Source organism: Bradyrhizobium sp. NBAIM03 (genome assembly GCF_020194055.1).
Taxonomy (GTDB): domain Bacteria; phylum Pseudomonadota; class Alphaproteobacteria; order Rhizobiales; family Xanthobacteraceae; genus Bradyrhizobium; species Bradyrhizobium yuanmingense.
On record NZ_JADYVS010000004.1, the window covers coordinates 239,820 to 253,571 of the forward strand.

A 13,752-nucleotide genomic window follows, 5' to 3' on the forward strand; every position below is an offset into this window, starting at 1 on the left:
AAATTGCGGGCCAATACTTACGCAGATGTCCTGAACGGATTGACGCGAGCAGCGGTGAAGACATCGCGCAGCGCTTGTAAGCAGGTTGCCGATCGAGAAGCGTTCGGTCGAATACCGCCGCCTCCTTTGAGCTGGATCAAGACATGTTTGCGACGCCGGCGATAGTCTTGTGTCGGCATCGGGAACGCTTTTTCGAGGTCCCCTTTGCCGGAGCGAGCGACGTTTGGATTTCGAGGCCTTCCCGGCGCCGCTTTCACGGAGAGTGCAGAAGACCGCGAACATGGAGTCGGCCGGAGAGCGGCTCCGCCGGAGAGTTCGATGGAACGAAGATCGGCAGCGCGGGTTTGCTGGACGAGTTCAGACCCTGGATGGAAGAGCCACGCGAACAATCGGCCTCGGCGCTCCCATCGAGCCCGAGGCCGATTTTCGTCGAAGCCAGTGCATGGTCTGGACAAGGGAGGATGCCGATCAGGAGAACCGACATGCTTGCCGACATTGACACCGACGATCTCACCGAGGTCGTGCGCTACGCCCTGGAGACGACCCGCGCGACGACGGCCTGCCCGTTCCATCGGGACGTGATCGTCCGCATCGGCGATGACGCCGCCGAGAGTCACGCCTTCGAGCGCGCCAAGCGAATCGTCAGATGCGACGGCGCCGAATGGAACAAGGAGGCTCTCAGGGCCGAGCTCGGCCGCCAGCTCGGCGCAGCCGCCGACGGCCGCTGCCCGAAGTGCGATCCGACCGCCTCGTGCACCTAGCGCGCCGCGATTTGCAAAATGTTGCGGCGCCACGCGTCGGCGACGAGCCATGCAGATCGACCCGCTCCGGCGACTTAACTTGTGTGAAGGCCGCAGATGGAATTGGCACCTAGCCTGAACGACGCGCGTCGTGCATCAGAGGTCAGACTTCCCGTGAAAGTGACAAAGCCGATCGCCTCGATCATGCGCGGGAGTTCCAAGACGGATCCTCCGTCGCCGGACGGGAACGACGAATGTCAGCTGCCGCCATCGGCCGAGAGGCGTCAGGTCGTCGATGAGTACGCCGAAAACTTGCGGAAGATCATCCGAAGACTGCTTGGAAGGCTGAACTGACAGCGCTTGCGGTCGTCCTTGAGCGCTTTGCGGCAAGGGATCAACTTGTCCGGCCCTTTGGCGTGCGATCGTGCTGCCGGTTCGCCTTTCCGGGCGAGCGCTACGGCCAAACCCCGCCGCCCCGACGGGGCAAGGGTGATACGAGCTTGCCCATTGTCTCGATGACAAGGAAGCCGCATGCCTCAGTGCACCCTAACACCGAGCAGGCGCTCGACCATTTTGGGGTCGTCGCGCAAGTGCGAGCATTCACCACTCCAGACCGCTTTGCCGCGTTCAACCACCATGACATGATCGGCAAAGCGCAGCGCTCGTTCGATCTGCTGCTCGACCAAAACGATGGTCATCTCACCAGAACTCGCCAGCGCGGTGATGATTTCCATGATCTGATCGCAGATCACCGGCGCGAGCCCCTCGAGCGGCTCATCCAAGAGGAGAACTGAAGGCCTTCCCAGCAGCGTCCTGGCGAGCGAGAGCATCTGCTGCTCGCCGCCCGATAATTGCGTTCCGAAATGGCGTCGACGTTCGGCCAACCTCGGAAACATCACGTAGACCTCTTCAAGTGCCTCTCGACCTCGATCCTTGAGACCCGCGACCAGGTTTTCCTCCACCGTCAGCGACCGAAATATGTCGCGTGTCTGCGGTACGTAACCGAGACCTCGTTGAGCGCGTATCGATGCCTTGGTATCCGTGAGATCAGCCTCGCCCAGGAATACTTTTCCCCCATGATGGGTCGTCAGACCCATCAGCGATGCGAGCAAAGTCGTCTTGCCGACTCCGTTTCGACCAAGGATGCTGAGACGACCTCCGGGCAACACCTCGAAAGACATCTGATCGATGATACGGGTGGGACCATACCCGGCACTGAGACCTTTGACTTCAAGACGCGTGGCGGGCATCTGCGTAGCTACCTAGATAAGCTCGACGGACTTCCTGATGGTGCGTGACTTCTGCCGGATCGCCCTGGAAGATCAGCTTTCCGTTGGCGAGAACGAGCACACAGCGGGCAAATTTGAACACCAGGTCCATGTCATGCTCGATCATCAAGACCGCGATATCAGATGGCAATCTGTCGATCGCCTCGATGATCTTGGAGGACTCCTCCGACGGAACCCCTGCCGCGGGCTCGTCCAGGAGCAGGACCTTCGGCTCGAGAGCAAGCCCGATTGCCAGGTCAAGAAGGCGCTGCTGACCGTACGCCAGTTGCGAGACCTGCCTGTCGGCCAGATGGGCGATACCGAGCGTTCCAAGGGCCCGCTCCCACTCCCGACGAACGTCCGGCCGATCCATCGGGCAGGAAAACATGCTTCTCGTGAGCCCCTTTCGTTGCATCACGGCGAGCGCGACGTTTTGTGCGACCGTCAGGCTCTTGAAGAGCCTCGTGATCTGAAATGTCCGGATCAAGCCGGCGTCGACGCGATCGGAAATCGGTAGCGCGGTGACATCAACACCAGCGAGGTGGACGGCACCCTGTGAAGGGGTCAAGTCGCCGGAGATGACGTTGACGAGCGTGGTTTTGCCCGCGCCGTTCGGGCCAATCAACGCGACCCTTTCTCCCTTCCCGATACTGAAGGAAATATCATCGTTGACCCGCATCCCGCCGAAGGACATCGAAACGTTTCGCAGTTCGAGCAGCGGCCGGCTCACGGGCGCCTCCTCATCACCGAGGCGGTGAGACCAGCAAGCAAGCCTCCAAGGGACACCAGGCCTTTCGGGGCGAACAAAACGACCCCGATCAGCAACGCACCGACCATGGTCATCCAATGGAATGGATTCGCAGCCGAGACGTAGTGCTCGAACACTTGGAAGACGATGGATCCGATCAGCGCGCCCCAGAGACTGCCTGCGCCACCCAGGACCAGCATGACGAGAGCTTCAGCCGACCGCTCAAATCCGATGCTATCCAGTCCCACGACGCCCGTATTGATGGCATTGAGAGCACCACCAATTCCGCCAACAACCCCCGACACGCCATACATCAGCACGAGCCGGGGATACACGCGGGCACCGATCATCCGAGCTCGCAGGCTGTCATCCTTGATTGCCTGACAAAGCAGGCCGAACGGAGAGTGCACGATTCGAAGCAGCACCACGAACACGACCATAAGCACCGCAACGGAGAACACATAGCCGGTGCGACCATACATGTCGAACGCATAGACCCCGAAGATTCGTCCAGGCGAAATGCCGGACAATCCGTCGCTTCCGCCCGTCAGGCTGGACAGTTTGTTGGCCAGCGCCGCGACGAGCTGTCCGACGGCAATGGATAGCACGAGCTGGGGGAGACCCTTGAACCTCGTGACAAGGACGCCTGAGACCAGCCCCATCACGGCACCGGCCACCGCCCCCACGAGCAACAACAGCAGGGGGTCGGAATGTCCGGCAAGGCAGGCGTTACCCACGACGTAGGCGCTCACACCATAGATCGCCGCATGCCCCAGGGTGGCGACACCGCAATACCCCGTGACCAGATCGAGCGACAGCACCAGAAGCGTGATGCTGATCAGTCGCGTCAGAAACGCGAGGTCATCCGGAAAAAGCGCGTAACCGAGCGCTCCGAGCGCCAGCGTGATTGCGACAGCGCGCAGCTCAAGCGGCACGGAAAAACGCGGCGGGCTCACGCCATCGACGATGGCTCGATCGGTCACGTCAGTGCCTCCTGCCCAAAAGGCCGTTCGGGAACAGAAACACGACCAGGATGACCGCAAGATAGAAGAAGAACTCACCATATTCGGGCGCAAGGTACTTGCCGGTCGTGTCCGCAAGGCCAAGCAGTATCGATGCCGCCACGGCGCCCGGGATCGATCCTGCCCCGCCGACCGAGACAACGACAAGGAACGTCACCATATATCTGAGCGCGTAAAAAGGTTCGACGGGCAGCAGTTCGGCGCCCACCACGCCCCCGAACGCCGCCAGGCCGACCGCAAGCGCGAAGGTCGCGGAAAAAAGGATCTGCGTTTTGATTCCGAGCGACTCGGCCATGTCACCGTTGTCGACCGCGGCACGCAGCCGGATCCCGAACTCGGTGCGGTCGATCAGTAGCCAGAGCAAGCCCGCGGTGCACACTCCGCAAATCGTCACGAAAATCCGATGAGCCGGGATCATTCGGAAGCCGAGATCGACGGGACCGCTCAGCAGCGGAGGCAGCGGAATGGATTTGGTCGTCGGGCCAAGAATGTAGTTGGCAACGCCAATGATGACGAACGCGATGCCGATCGTGAGCAATATCTGGGTCAGCTCATCGGACTTGCGATAAATCCGGCGGTAGAGAAGAAACTCGAGCGGAAAGGCGATCGCGATGGTGCCGAGGACCGCCAGGACAATCGCGAGTGGATATCCAACTCCCGCGTTCTTGAGCGCAAAAGACGCGAGATATCCCCCGATCATCGCAAATGCGCCATGAGCGAGGTTCACTACCCTCATCAGGCCCATCATGATGGATAGGCCGATGGAGATGATGAAAAGCACCATGCCGTACGAGAGGGCATCTAGCCCGATGCTGAGACCCGTCCACGCCATTAGTTGAATGCTTCCGCGGCTTTTCGGATCTGGAGCCGCTCGGCAGCCAGCCCGAACAGGTGGATGTGCGCGTCCGTCAAGCCGGGTATCATCCGGTCGCTGGCATCGCCATAGATGCGACCGTTGACGAAGCGAATAGACTGCGACCGACCACTCATTCCGGGCCCTTATCCGACACGATGAAGAGATTGCTCGCGAGATTTACATCGCGAGCGATCCGCCCTAGTTCTTCGCCAGGCCCCAGTCCGGCTGCGCATCGAACGTTTGCAGTTCCTTGTTGAGGAGCTTGCCGTCCTGCTTCACGACTTCGCGCAGATAAACGTTCTGACGAATATGCCGGGTATCCGGGTCGATCGACACGGGGCCGCGCGGACTGACCCATTTCATGCCCTTCACGGCCGCAAGGGCTTTGTCCGGATCCTTTTGACCGTTCGTGGCCTCAACCATCTTGTAGATGAGCCGAGCACCGTCATAGGCCGCGACCGACGCCATGGTGATGTCGTCAGGCTTGGCGCCGGCCTTGATCAGATCGGCCAGGAAGGTTTTGTTCTCTGGAGAGTCGTGCGAGACCGCGTAGTGGTAGGTCGACAGGATGCCTACGCCGCTGTCACCGATAGTCGGAAGATCGGGCTCGGTCACGACATCACCCGTGGACAACAACTTCACGCCAGACGCTTTCAGCCCGTTGTCGATATAGGCCTTGACGAACCCCAGGGTCGGCGGACCGGCCGGCAAGAACGTGAAGATCATGTCAGCGCCGGAATCCTTGATCCTTTGCATGATCGGGCCGAAATCGGTGGTATTGAGCGGCATCCTGATCGATTGGACGATGGTGCCTCCATCTGCCTCGAACGTCTTTTTGAAGGCTGCTTCGGCATCGATGCCGGGGCCGTAATCGCTGACGGCGATCGCCACCTTCTTGGCCGCTCTGGCCTTCGCCACCTTTGCCGCGGGGACCGTGTTCTGCCACATCGTAAAGGACGTCCGCACGATGTAGGGGCTCTTCTCCACGATCGCGGACGTCGCGGCGTTCATGACGATCATAGGCACCTTCGCTTCCTCGAGAAGCGGAGCGACGGCCAGGGCGTCCGGAGTGAAGTACAGTCCCGCGATGTACTGAACCTTCTCCTTGACGATCAACTCCTGAGCCAATGATTTCGACTTGGCGGGGTTCGGCGATTCTTCGTCGCGATAGACAAACTCGATCTGATGATCGCCCACTTTCGATCCATGCTTGGCCACCCAGGCGTCAATGCCGTACTTGAAGTTCTGGCCGAACAAGGCATACGGACCGGACATGGTGCCGATGATACCCACCTTGATGGTGTCGCACTGCGCCGGCGACATCCAGGCAGTGGCAATCGCGACGGCCCCAACAAGTCCAAACCTCAAGCTCATATCTCTTTTCTCCCGCTTCGGTGATGCCGTTTCAGAACATTTCGAAATATTCTCGCTGCTCCCACTCGGTGACCGTCGATTGGAAGCGCTCGATTTCCGCGTTCTTGATGAAAACGTAGTAGTCGACGAATTTCTCTCCCAGAGCCTCGCGGAAGAAGGGGTCATCGCGCAACGCGAACACCGCCTCGCGCAAGGAGGTCGGCAGGAGGTTCGCCTTGGTCTCGTAGGGAGTGTCCGCCGACGGACCGGGATCGAGCTGGCGATCAATGCCGTTGAGGCCGGCCAGAATCTGCGACGCCATGTAAAGATAGGGGTTTGCAGCCGGCTCGCCGATCCTGTTCTCGAGCCGGGTGGCTTTATCGTCGGGACCGCCCAGCACGCGGATCATGACGCCCCTGTTGTCGCGTCCCCAGATCGCCCGATCCGGAGCCAGCGAATAGGAACGGTAGCGCTTGTAGCCATTGATCGTCGGCGTCGAGAAGACCGCGGATGCCCTGGCATGCTCCAGCAGCCCGGCCATATAGTGCTTGCCAAGGTTCGACAGGCCGGCCGGTTCGCTGGTCATGAACGCGTTGACGCCGTCTGTTCGGGAGACCAGCGATTGGTGAAGGTGCCACCCCGATGACATCACGTTCGGTATCCGCGGCCGGCACATGAAGGTCGCGTGATAGCCGTGGCGGTTGCAGATCTGCTTCACTGCCGTACGAAACAGCACCATGGTGTCCGCCGGCTCAATGCCGACGGTGGGCTGGAACACGAACTCGCACTGGCTCGGCCCGTATTCCAACTCGATCGACCGAAGCGGCAAGCCCAGCGCCACGATGTTTTGCCTGATCAGCTCGAGCGCAGGCTCCATCTGGTCGTAACGTTGCTCCGTCAGGTACTGATAGCCCTGCGAAAGCAGGCTGACCTCCGGAGGCTCACCCGGTTGGCCGGGACTGCCGGCGTCCCAAGGCGCCAGTCGGGGATTCTCGACTCTGAAGATGTGGCATTCGACCTCGAGGCCCGCTTTGAAATCATAGCCCCGGTCCTTGAGCTGCCCCAGCACGGATTGGTACAGGCCCCTGGAGGCGAAGGGCACGGGTCGTCCGTCGGAGAAGTAGAGGTCGCAAAGCACCCACCCGGTTTTTGGTGCCCAGGGGAGAAGCTTGAAGGTGGTGGGATCGGCGACCATCAAGATGTCGCCTCCCCCCTGCATCTCGTGCATCCCGAACCCGCCGCCGGCGGTGAAGACGGGAAACACCGTGCGGTGAGAGGTATCTTTCGCGAGCAATGTCGTCGTTATCGAGCAGCCGCTCTCGATCGACGAGAGCGCCTCGGAAGCGACCAGCGCCTTGCCGCGCAAGATGCCGTGCTGGTCCGGAAAGGAGAGCCGGATCGTATGCAACTCCTGCTCCTCCGCCATCCGCCGCATGCGGATGGCAGCCTCCTTCTGTTCGGCCGACCAGAGACCGTGCTTTTCGACGAAACTCAACGACATCTCCTTTGCTGAGCTGGGCGGCCTGGCTTATTCGGCGGCGGTCAGGTGAGGCACCTTCTTGGCGAGCTCGGCGGGCACCGGCGCGGCCCAGGGAGCGCCCCGACGACGCTTGACGTCCACTTCCATCCAGTAGGTTTCCCAGCCCTTCGTCGGACCGATGCCGTCCATTGTGGCCGGCCCCTGGATGCTGCGCGCGCTGGCAGCGTCGAGGAACAACAGCGGCTTGCCCCCGGAGGCCACCTTCTCGATCTCCTGGCGAAGCAGCCGGCGGTACTGAATGATCGCCTTGTCGGATTGCCCGAGATGCTCACGCGTCCGGTCCTGAATAGCGCCCATCGACTCGACGGCCCACTGGTCGTGGACGTTGATGTCCGCGCCCATGCCGGTGTAAGTCTCGGTCGCCTGCTCGTGCGGGTCGAAGCCGTAATCGTTCGACTTGTTCTTCCGCGAGCGGTATTCCGGCAACTCGTAAAGCTCGAGGCGCTGCGCGCGCATTTTCGCCTTGTCGACGGGCGCGGCGTAGCTGGTGAAAATCGCATACCAATAGCAATTCACGTCGTCGACGGGCACATGCCACTGGGTAATCGTCATCTCCGTGCTCATCGGAATGACGAACGCATGCGGGAATAGCTGGTTGGTGACGCGAACGTGGGTGCGCTGCTCGTCGATTTCTCGCAAGGCGATGAGCCGCAGGCCGTATTCGGTGTGCTCGACGTTGATGATCGGCCGGTCGTACTCGCGCAGGACCTTCGTCATGGGCATCTCCGAGTCGGCCGACGCACCGCGAAACTGCTTGCCATAGGCCGCCGATGTATCCTCATCCTCGAAGAACCGGTGAAGGAACGATGCGTGAGCCGGGTCGATGCCGACTTCCAGCGCTTGCAGCCAATTGCATTCGATCAGGCCCTTGAAGGCGAAGGTGTATTCGTCCGGCGCCGCGAAGCAGTCGATCTCCGGAAACGCGGGCGGCTCGCCTTCACCCAAATACGCCCACAGGATTCCACCCTTCTCCACGACGGGGTAGGACCGCTGCTTGATATTTTTGCAGAGCGAGGAGTTTGCAGGCTCGGCGGGCGTCTCGAGACACTGTCCCGTGACGTCGAACAGCCACCCGTGGAAGGCGCAGCGCAGGCCACCGTTCTCGAGCCGGCCGAAGGCAAGGTCGGCGCCCCGATGCGGGCAGTCGCGATCGAGCAGGCCATAGCGCCCCGTTTCGTCCTTGAACAGAACGAAGTTCTCGCCGAGAAGCTTGACGGCCTTGATGGGGCGCCCCTCCGCGAGTTCGTCGACGAGCGCAGCAGGCTGCCAATACATCCGCATCAGCTTTCCCGCAGGCGCCTTCGGTCCGATGCGGGTAATGAGGTCGTTCTGCTCTTGGCTCATCATGACTTGGATCTCCTCTCTCGGCTTCGAGATGCGTCCTCATGCTATCGGGACGCGGACTAACGCTGAAACACGATCTTGCCGCCGACGATCGTCAGGTCGGCTTTGATGTCTTTGATCTGCTCCTCGGGGACCGTCATGAGGTCCGCCGACAACACGGTCAGGTCCGCGAGTTTTCCGGCCTCGATCGTCCCCTTCTCGTTCTCTTCGAACATATAGTGCGATGCCGCGCTGGTGTAGAGGCGCAGCGCCTGCTCGCGGCTGACGGCTTCGTTCGCTCCATAAACGCGTCCGGCGAGATCCTTGCGGGTTACCATGACGTAGATGTTGATGAAGGGATTGATCGTGTTCACCGGGAAGTCGGTGCCTGCGCCGAGGCTGTTCAGCCCCACCTTCTCGATGAGAGTTTTCGTGGGCACGGCCCGATTGGCGACCGCCGCACCCAGGAAGCGCTCGACGGTGGCCGCCTTGTCCCACATGAAAACGTTCTGGAGGTCGACTCTGACACCGAGGCGTTTCGCGCGCTCCATTTGCTCGGGCACTATCAAGCTTCCATGGATCAGGACGAAACGCCGATCCTTGATCGATTTCTCCTTGTCGGCCGCTTCGAATGCATCAAGGACGTGGTCGATGCCCTTGTCGCCGACGGCATGGACACCCACGCGCCAATTGTGGCGATTGCAAATGGACACCAGATCCTTGAGGCGTTGCGGCGATTGCTGGGCAATGCCGTGGTAGCCATCATGCGAGTCTGGATAGGCCTCGCGCATGAGCGCCGTCTTGAGCGTCATGCCGCCGTCGTAAAGGATCTTGATTCCGGCGAACTTCAGCCAGTCATCGCCAAAGCCGGAGGAGGCGCCGTTGCCTCGCATGATGGCCTCCCAGGCCGCGTTCTCGGCGGGGGGTTCCGGGCGCCACATGAGACCGACCCGTAGCGTTGCTTCACCGGCCTGCGCCACGCGCTGCAGGGCCGCGATGTCCCTGGGCGAGGTGGCCCCTTCTACGGCGCTGGTGATCCCGAACGAGTTCAGCACACCTTCCGCGAGCTTGAATTGGCGAAACTCGTCGTCCGCCGTCCACTCCGGAACGGTCTTTTCGACCTGATCGATCGCCGTCTCGACCAGAACGCCGGTCAGGTCACCGGCACTGTCGCGCTCAAACGATCCGCCGCTTGGGTTTGGCGTGGCCTTGGTTACGCCAGCCTTCTCGAGCGCCATCGAATTGGCCATCGAGAAGTGGCCAACGGTCCGGAGATAGACCGGATTGTTCGGCGCGACGCCGTCGATTTCCTGGCGTGTCAGGTAACGCTTTTCCGCGAGCTGTGACGGGGGATGCCAGGCGCTTCCGATGATCCACTCGCCGGGCTTTTTCTTCGCCACGAACTGCTTGATGCTTGCGAGGGCATCCGCAACAGTCTTGGCGCCGCTCATGTTGACGACGTAGTCGGACAGACCGGCAGCCTTGAAATGCGCGTGCGTGTCGATCAGCCCGGGAACGACAGTCTTGCCCTGCAAGTCGATCGTGCGGGTGCGATTTCCGGCCAACGCCTTGATCGTCGCCGCGTCTCCTACGGCCAAGATTCTTCCGTCGCGAACGGCAAGCGCTTCCGCAACCTTTGACTGACCGTCCATGGTGAGAATCTTGCCGTTGATCAAGGCAAGCGAGGGAGCATTGGCCTCCTGCTGCTGGGCAAACGCCGCGCCTGATGTCAGCACCACTCCCACGATCGCTGTCGTCAGCTTCATTGCATCCTGCCCTGTCGTTCGGTAGTCGAACATTAGTCCGATATCGTTCAGAATGACTCCAATGTGACGCGCAAGCAAGCAAAATATTTCCGCATAACTTGCCTAATGGAACCGCAGCGGCGGCCAACAGGTCGGGATTGAGGGTCCGCCAGAACTGCTGTAACCGTTTAACGAACTTATGTTCTCAGATCGAACAAACTTAGGAAACGGAGGTCGGATGCCGCGAGTGAGATTTGTCCAGCAGGACGGCAGCGGAAAATCCATCGAGGTCGGACCCGACGTGAGCGTGATGCTCGCGGCCGTCCGCAACGGTATTCACGGCATCGACGGCGAATGCGGCGGCTGCCTCGATTGCGCGACCTGTCACGTCTACGTCGATGAAGAACAAGCAAGCTCTCTCCCTCAGCCGAGCGAAGAAGAGCTCGAGTTGCTGTCCGCCGTCTCGGGAGAGCGAAAGCCGAACAGTCGGCTGAGTTGCCAGTTGAAGGTGCCCGCCCCTCTCGACGAGCTGGTGGTCCATGTGCCGGCGAGGCAATCATGACAGGGCTGGTCATCATCGGCGCATCATATGCCGGGGTTCAAGCCGCTCTCACGGCTCGTGACGCCGGCTATTCTCAGCCCATCACCATTGTGTGCGACGAAGAGTGGCTGCCCTATCAGAGGCCGCCGCTATCCAAAGACTTCCTTCTCGGGCGCATCAGCGAGCAAAATCTGATCTTGCGCGACGAGACTTTCTTCGAAGGCAAGCAGATCAATCTCGTTCTTGGGCAGCGCGCCACGCTGCTCGATTTGCACGCGCGACAGGTCACTCTGGCCGGCGGCAACGCTTTGAAGTTTGAAAAACTCCTCTTCGCCACAGGCTCGCGCGCGCGGCGCATCGCGGTTGAGGGCGCGGACTTCGATGGAATTTTCTATCTGCGTTCGGTGACCGATGCGATCGACCTGAAGGCAGGTCTGGCCAATGCTGCGGAGATTGTCATCGTCGGCGGCGGCTTCATAGGGCTGGAAGTTGCGGCCTCCGCGGCAAAGCTGGGCAAGAAGGTCACCGTCGTGGAAGCGAGCAGCCGCCTGCTTGAACGTGCCGTCTCGCCGGTCTTGTCGACCTTTCTTCTTGATACGCATTTGCGGGCTGGCGTCGACGTGATGCTCGACGAAACGGTTGCTTCCTTCAAAGGAAACGATCGAAAAGTTTCCGCTGTCGTGCTGGGCAACGGTGCCGTTGTCCACGCCGACCTGGTGCTGGTGGGGATTGGTGGTGTCGCCAATGACGAGATCGCGCGCTCGGCGGGGCTTAGATGCACGAATGGAATTGTCGTTGACGCGCACGGACAATGCGAAACATCGGACATTTTCGCGGCCGGTGACTGCGCCAACCACTTCAACCGCTTTTGCGAAAGCTGGGTGAGATTGGAATCGGTGCAAAACGCCCAGGATCAAGCGAAGGCCGCTGGACTGGCGATCGCCGGCGCTCGAGCGCCCTATGAGAATGTGCCGAGGTTCTGGTCCGACCAATATGACGTCAAGCTGCAGATCGTCGGGCTGGCCGGACGATATGATCGGCAGGCGGTCCGAGGTTCGGTCGACGACGGAAGATTCTCGGTCTTCTACTATCGCCAGGGCCGATTGGTCGCGGTGGACAGCGTCAACCGGCCAGGCGAGCAAATGGCAGCCCGACGCCTGATTGCGGCGGGAATCTCCCCTGCACCGGAGCAAGCCGCAGACTCTTCCTTTGACCTCAAATCCCTGGTGACAGCCGGAGACAAGGCTGGCGCCTAGCGCGCGGATTTGTGATGGTTCTCGCTTTCGAGAGGCCACTGAGAGGGACCGCCCAATAGAATGCCGAGGCTGAAGCGTACGGAAGAAGAGGAAAAGGCGCGGGAGGGCAGCGAGTTCATCGAGACCCTGGATCGGGGTCTTCGCGTGATACAGTCGTTCGGTATCGATCGCCGTCCAATGACCCTCAGCGACCTCTCCAAGAGCGCGAATCTTCCGCGGGCGACGGTGCGCCGGATTCTGATGACCCTCGTAAAATCCGGATTCGTCGCGGGCAACGAGCGGTTGTTTTCGCTAACGCCCAGAGTGCTGCTTTTGGCTTCGGCCTATTTGGCGTCGAACCAAATCAGCACCGTGATGCAGCCGTTGATGGACGAGGTCGCCGGCAAGGCCAGGGAGGTCTGCTCCCTTGCGGTCCTGGATGGCGAAGAGGTCGTTTTCATCGCCCGCTCGAGTCCGGCGCGGGTATTTTCGACCGGACTGGACATAGGATATCGGCTGCCGGCTTTCTGCACGTCGGTGGGACGCGTTCTGCTGGGCAGATTGGCAAACGACGAGCTGACGAGAACGGTCGACGGCATGAAGCTGGCGGCTCTGACCCAGTCGACGCTGGTCGACAAATCGGCAGTGATTGCGACGATCATTGCCGACCGCACCAAAGGGTATAGCCTTGTCGATCAGGAAGCCGAAGAGGGCTTTCGGTCGATATCGGTGCCAATTCGCCGCTACGATGGCGCCGTCATCGCGGCCGCAAATATCGGCGCTCATGTCGATCGCATCACGACCGGTGAGATGATCGATCGCTTCCTGCCTCTCCTCAAGGAGATGTCCCTCGCCGCGCAGCCCCTGCTCGTCTGAGAAGCTGCCGTCTTTTGGCGAGCACCCGTCATTTTAGCCGTTTCTTGTAGGCGACCGGGTCCATGTCACGGACATCCACGCTTATGCTGGCCACATCCGGGCATCGCTCTGTCATCGTCCGTCGAAGGCTCGTACTCAGCTCGACCTTCTGGTCGGGCGATCGACCTTCGAGCAAATAGACAGACAGATGCACGAAGCTGTCACGCTTCCCGGCAACCAGGAAATCGTTGTAGACGCACGCGCGCACCTTGACGTCCTCCGCCTTCATGATACCCGTTCGCCAAGCGGCTTCAAAGAGCGCTTCCATCAAGCCTGTTACGTCGTCGCGAGCGAGCGCCCCTTCCGAATATTCGATCACCAAGTGCGGCATGACGTTGTTCTCGTTTTAGGTGGCGCTCATGAGATGACCTCACCGTCGTAGACCGTTCGCCCCTCAACGTCGCCATCTTTGTCGCGGCGGGTCATGGTTCGCATGGGGAAGGCCCGGTCGGCGGAACTTTGCCGA

Annotated in this window: 14 protein-coding genes; 4 read left to right on the forward strand and 10 right to left on the reverse strand. The window is 60.8% G+C overall.

Annotation, left to right across the window (positions count from 1 at the left end):
• The first annotated feature begins 482 nt into the window (after nucleotides 1–482).
• Nucleotides 483–761 (forward strand): hypothetical protein, encoded by a 279-nt coding sequence (locus I6F21_RS07980; protein WP_036026108.1) that lies wholly within the window; start codon nucleotides 483–485, stop codon nucleotides 759–761.
• 515 nt (nucleotides 762–1,276) lie between these two features.
• Here the strand turns inward: I6F21_RS07980 and I6F21_RS07985 are convergent.
• From I6F21_RS07985 to I6F21_RS08025, 9 genes are all read right to left on the reverse strand, one after another.
• The gene (locus tag I6F21_RS07985) at nucleotides 1,277–1,990 is read right to left on the reverse strand and encodes an ABC transporter ATP-binding protein (RefSeq protein ID WP_225183006.1); all 714 of its coding nucleotides are present in this window, start codon (nucleotides 1,988–1,990) and stop codon (nucleotides 1,277–1,279) included.
• Complete coding sequence (locus I6F21_RS07990) at nucleotides 1,971–2,702, reverse strand: ABC transporter ATP-binding protein (RefSeq protein WP_225139725.1); 732 nt, start codon at nucleotides 2,700–2,702, stop codon at nucleotides 1,971–1,973. Before I6F21_RS07990 ends, I6F21_RS07985 begins: the two co-directional genes overlap by 20 nt.
• Before the next feature lie 32 nt (nucleotides 2,703–2,734).
• Complete coding sequence (locus I6F21_RS07995; RefSeq protein WP_225139726.1) at nucleotides 2,735–3,691, reverse strand: branched-chain amino acid ABC transporter permease; 957 nt, start codon at nucleotides 3,689–3,691, stop codon at nucleotides 2,735–2,737.
• Between the two features lie 49 nt (nucleotides 3,692–3,740).
• Nucleotides 3,741–4,610, reverse strand: a complete 870-nt coding sequence (locus I6F21_RS08000) for a branched-chain amino acid ABC transporter permease (RefSeq protein ID WP_036004151.1) — start codon at nucleotides 4,608–4,610, stop codon at nucleotides 3,741–3,743.
• Nucleotides 4,610–4,768, reverse strand: coding sequence for a hypothetical protein (locus I6F21_RS08005; protein WP_225139674.1), 159 nt, complete (start codon nucleotides 4,766–4,768; stop codon nucleotides 4,610–4,612). Before I6F21_RS08005 ends, I6F21_RS08000 begins: the two co-directional genes overlap by 1 nt.
• A gap of 64 nt (nucleotides 4,769–4,832) precedes the next feature.
• Nucleotides 4,833–5,957, reverse strand: coding sequence for an ABC transporter substrate-binding protein (locus tag I6F21_RS08010; RefSeq protein ID WP_225139675.1), 1,125 nt, complete (start codon nucleotides 5,955–5,957; stop codon nucleotides 4,833–4,835).
• Between the two features lie 82 nt (nucleotides 5,958–6,039).
• Nucleotides 6,040–7,482: a glutamine synthetase family protein gene (locus I6F21_RS08015; RefSeq protein WP_225134209.1), complete on the reverse strand. Its 1,443-nt coding sequence runs from the start codon at nucleotides 7,480–7,482 to the stop codon at nucleotides 6,040–6,042.
• Nucleotides 7,483–7,515: 33 nt separating this feature from the next.
• The gene (locus tag I6F21_RS08020) at nucleotides 7,516–8,874 is read right to left on the reverse strand and encodes an aromatic ring-hydroxylating dioxygenase subunit alpha (protein WP_036004148.1); all 1,359 of its coding nucleotides are present in this window, start codon (nucleotides 8,872–8,874) and stop codon (nucleotides 7,516–7,518) included.
• A 56-nt stretch (nucleotides 8,875–8,930) separates the two neighbouring features.
• Nucleotides 8,931–10,694, reverse strand: a complete 1,764-nt coding sequence (locus tag I6F21_RS08025; RefSeq protein ID WP_225183007.1) for an amidohydrolase — start codon at nucleotides 10,692–10,694, stop codon at nucleotides 8,931–8,933.
• A 139-nt stretch (nucleotides 10,695–10,833) separates the two neighbouring features.
• On the opposite strand from I6F21_RS08025, the gene I6F21_RS08030 reads away from it, so the two are divergent.
• Genes I6F21_RS08030 through I6F21_RS08040 form a run of 3 tightly spaced genes read left to right on the forward strand, consistent with a single transcriptional unit; the run spans nucleotide 10,834 to nucleotide 13,247 of the window.
• Nucleotides 10,834–11,157, forward strand: coding sequence for a 2Fe-2S iron-sulfur cluster-binding protein (locus I6F21_RS08030; protein WP_109144607.1), 324 nt, complete (start codon nucleotides 10,834–10,836; stop codon nucleotides 11,155–11,157).
• Nucleotides 11,154–12,392, forward strand: a complete 1,239-nt coding sequence (locus tag I6F21_RS08035; protein ID WP_225139677.1) for an FAD-dependent oxidoreductase — start codon at nucleotides 11,154–11,156, stop codon at nucleotides 12,390–12,392. The genes I6F21_RS08030 and I6F21_RS08035 overlap by 4 nt, the downstream gene beginning before the upstream one ends.
• A gap of 60 nt (nucleotides 12,393–12,452) precedes the next feature.
• Complete coding sequence (locus tag I6F21_RS08040) at nucleotides 12,453–13,247, forward strand: IclR family transcriptional regulator C-terminal domain-containing protein (protein ID WP_109144609.1); 795 nt, start codon at nucleotides 12,453–12,455, stop codon at nucleotides 13,245–13,247.
• Nucleotides 13,248–13,275: 28 nt separating this feature from the next.
• Here I6F21_RS08040 and I6F21_RS08045 read toward each other — a convergent pair whose 3' ends face one another.
• Nucleotides 13,276–13,617 (reverse strand): 5-carboxymethyl-2-hydroxymuconate Delta-isomerase, encoded by a 342-nt coding sequence (locus tag I6F21_RS08045; RefSeq protein WP_036004140.1) that lies wholly within the window; start codon nucleotides 13,615–13,617, stop codon nucleotides 13,276–13,278.
• Nucleotides 13,618–13,752: the final 135 nt, after the last annotated feature.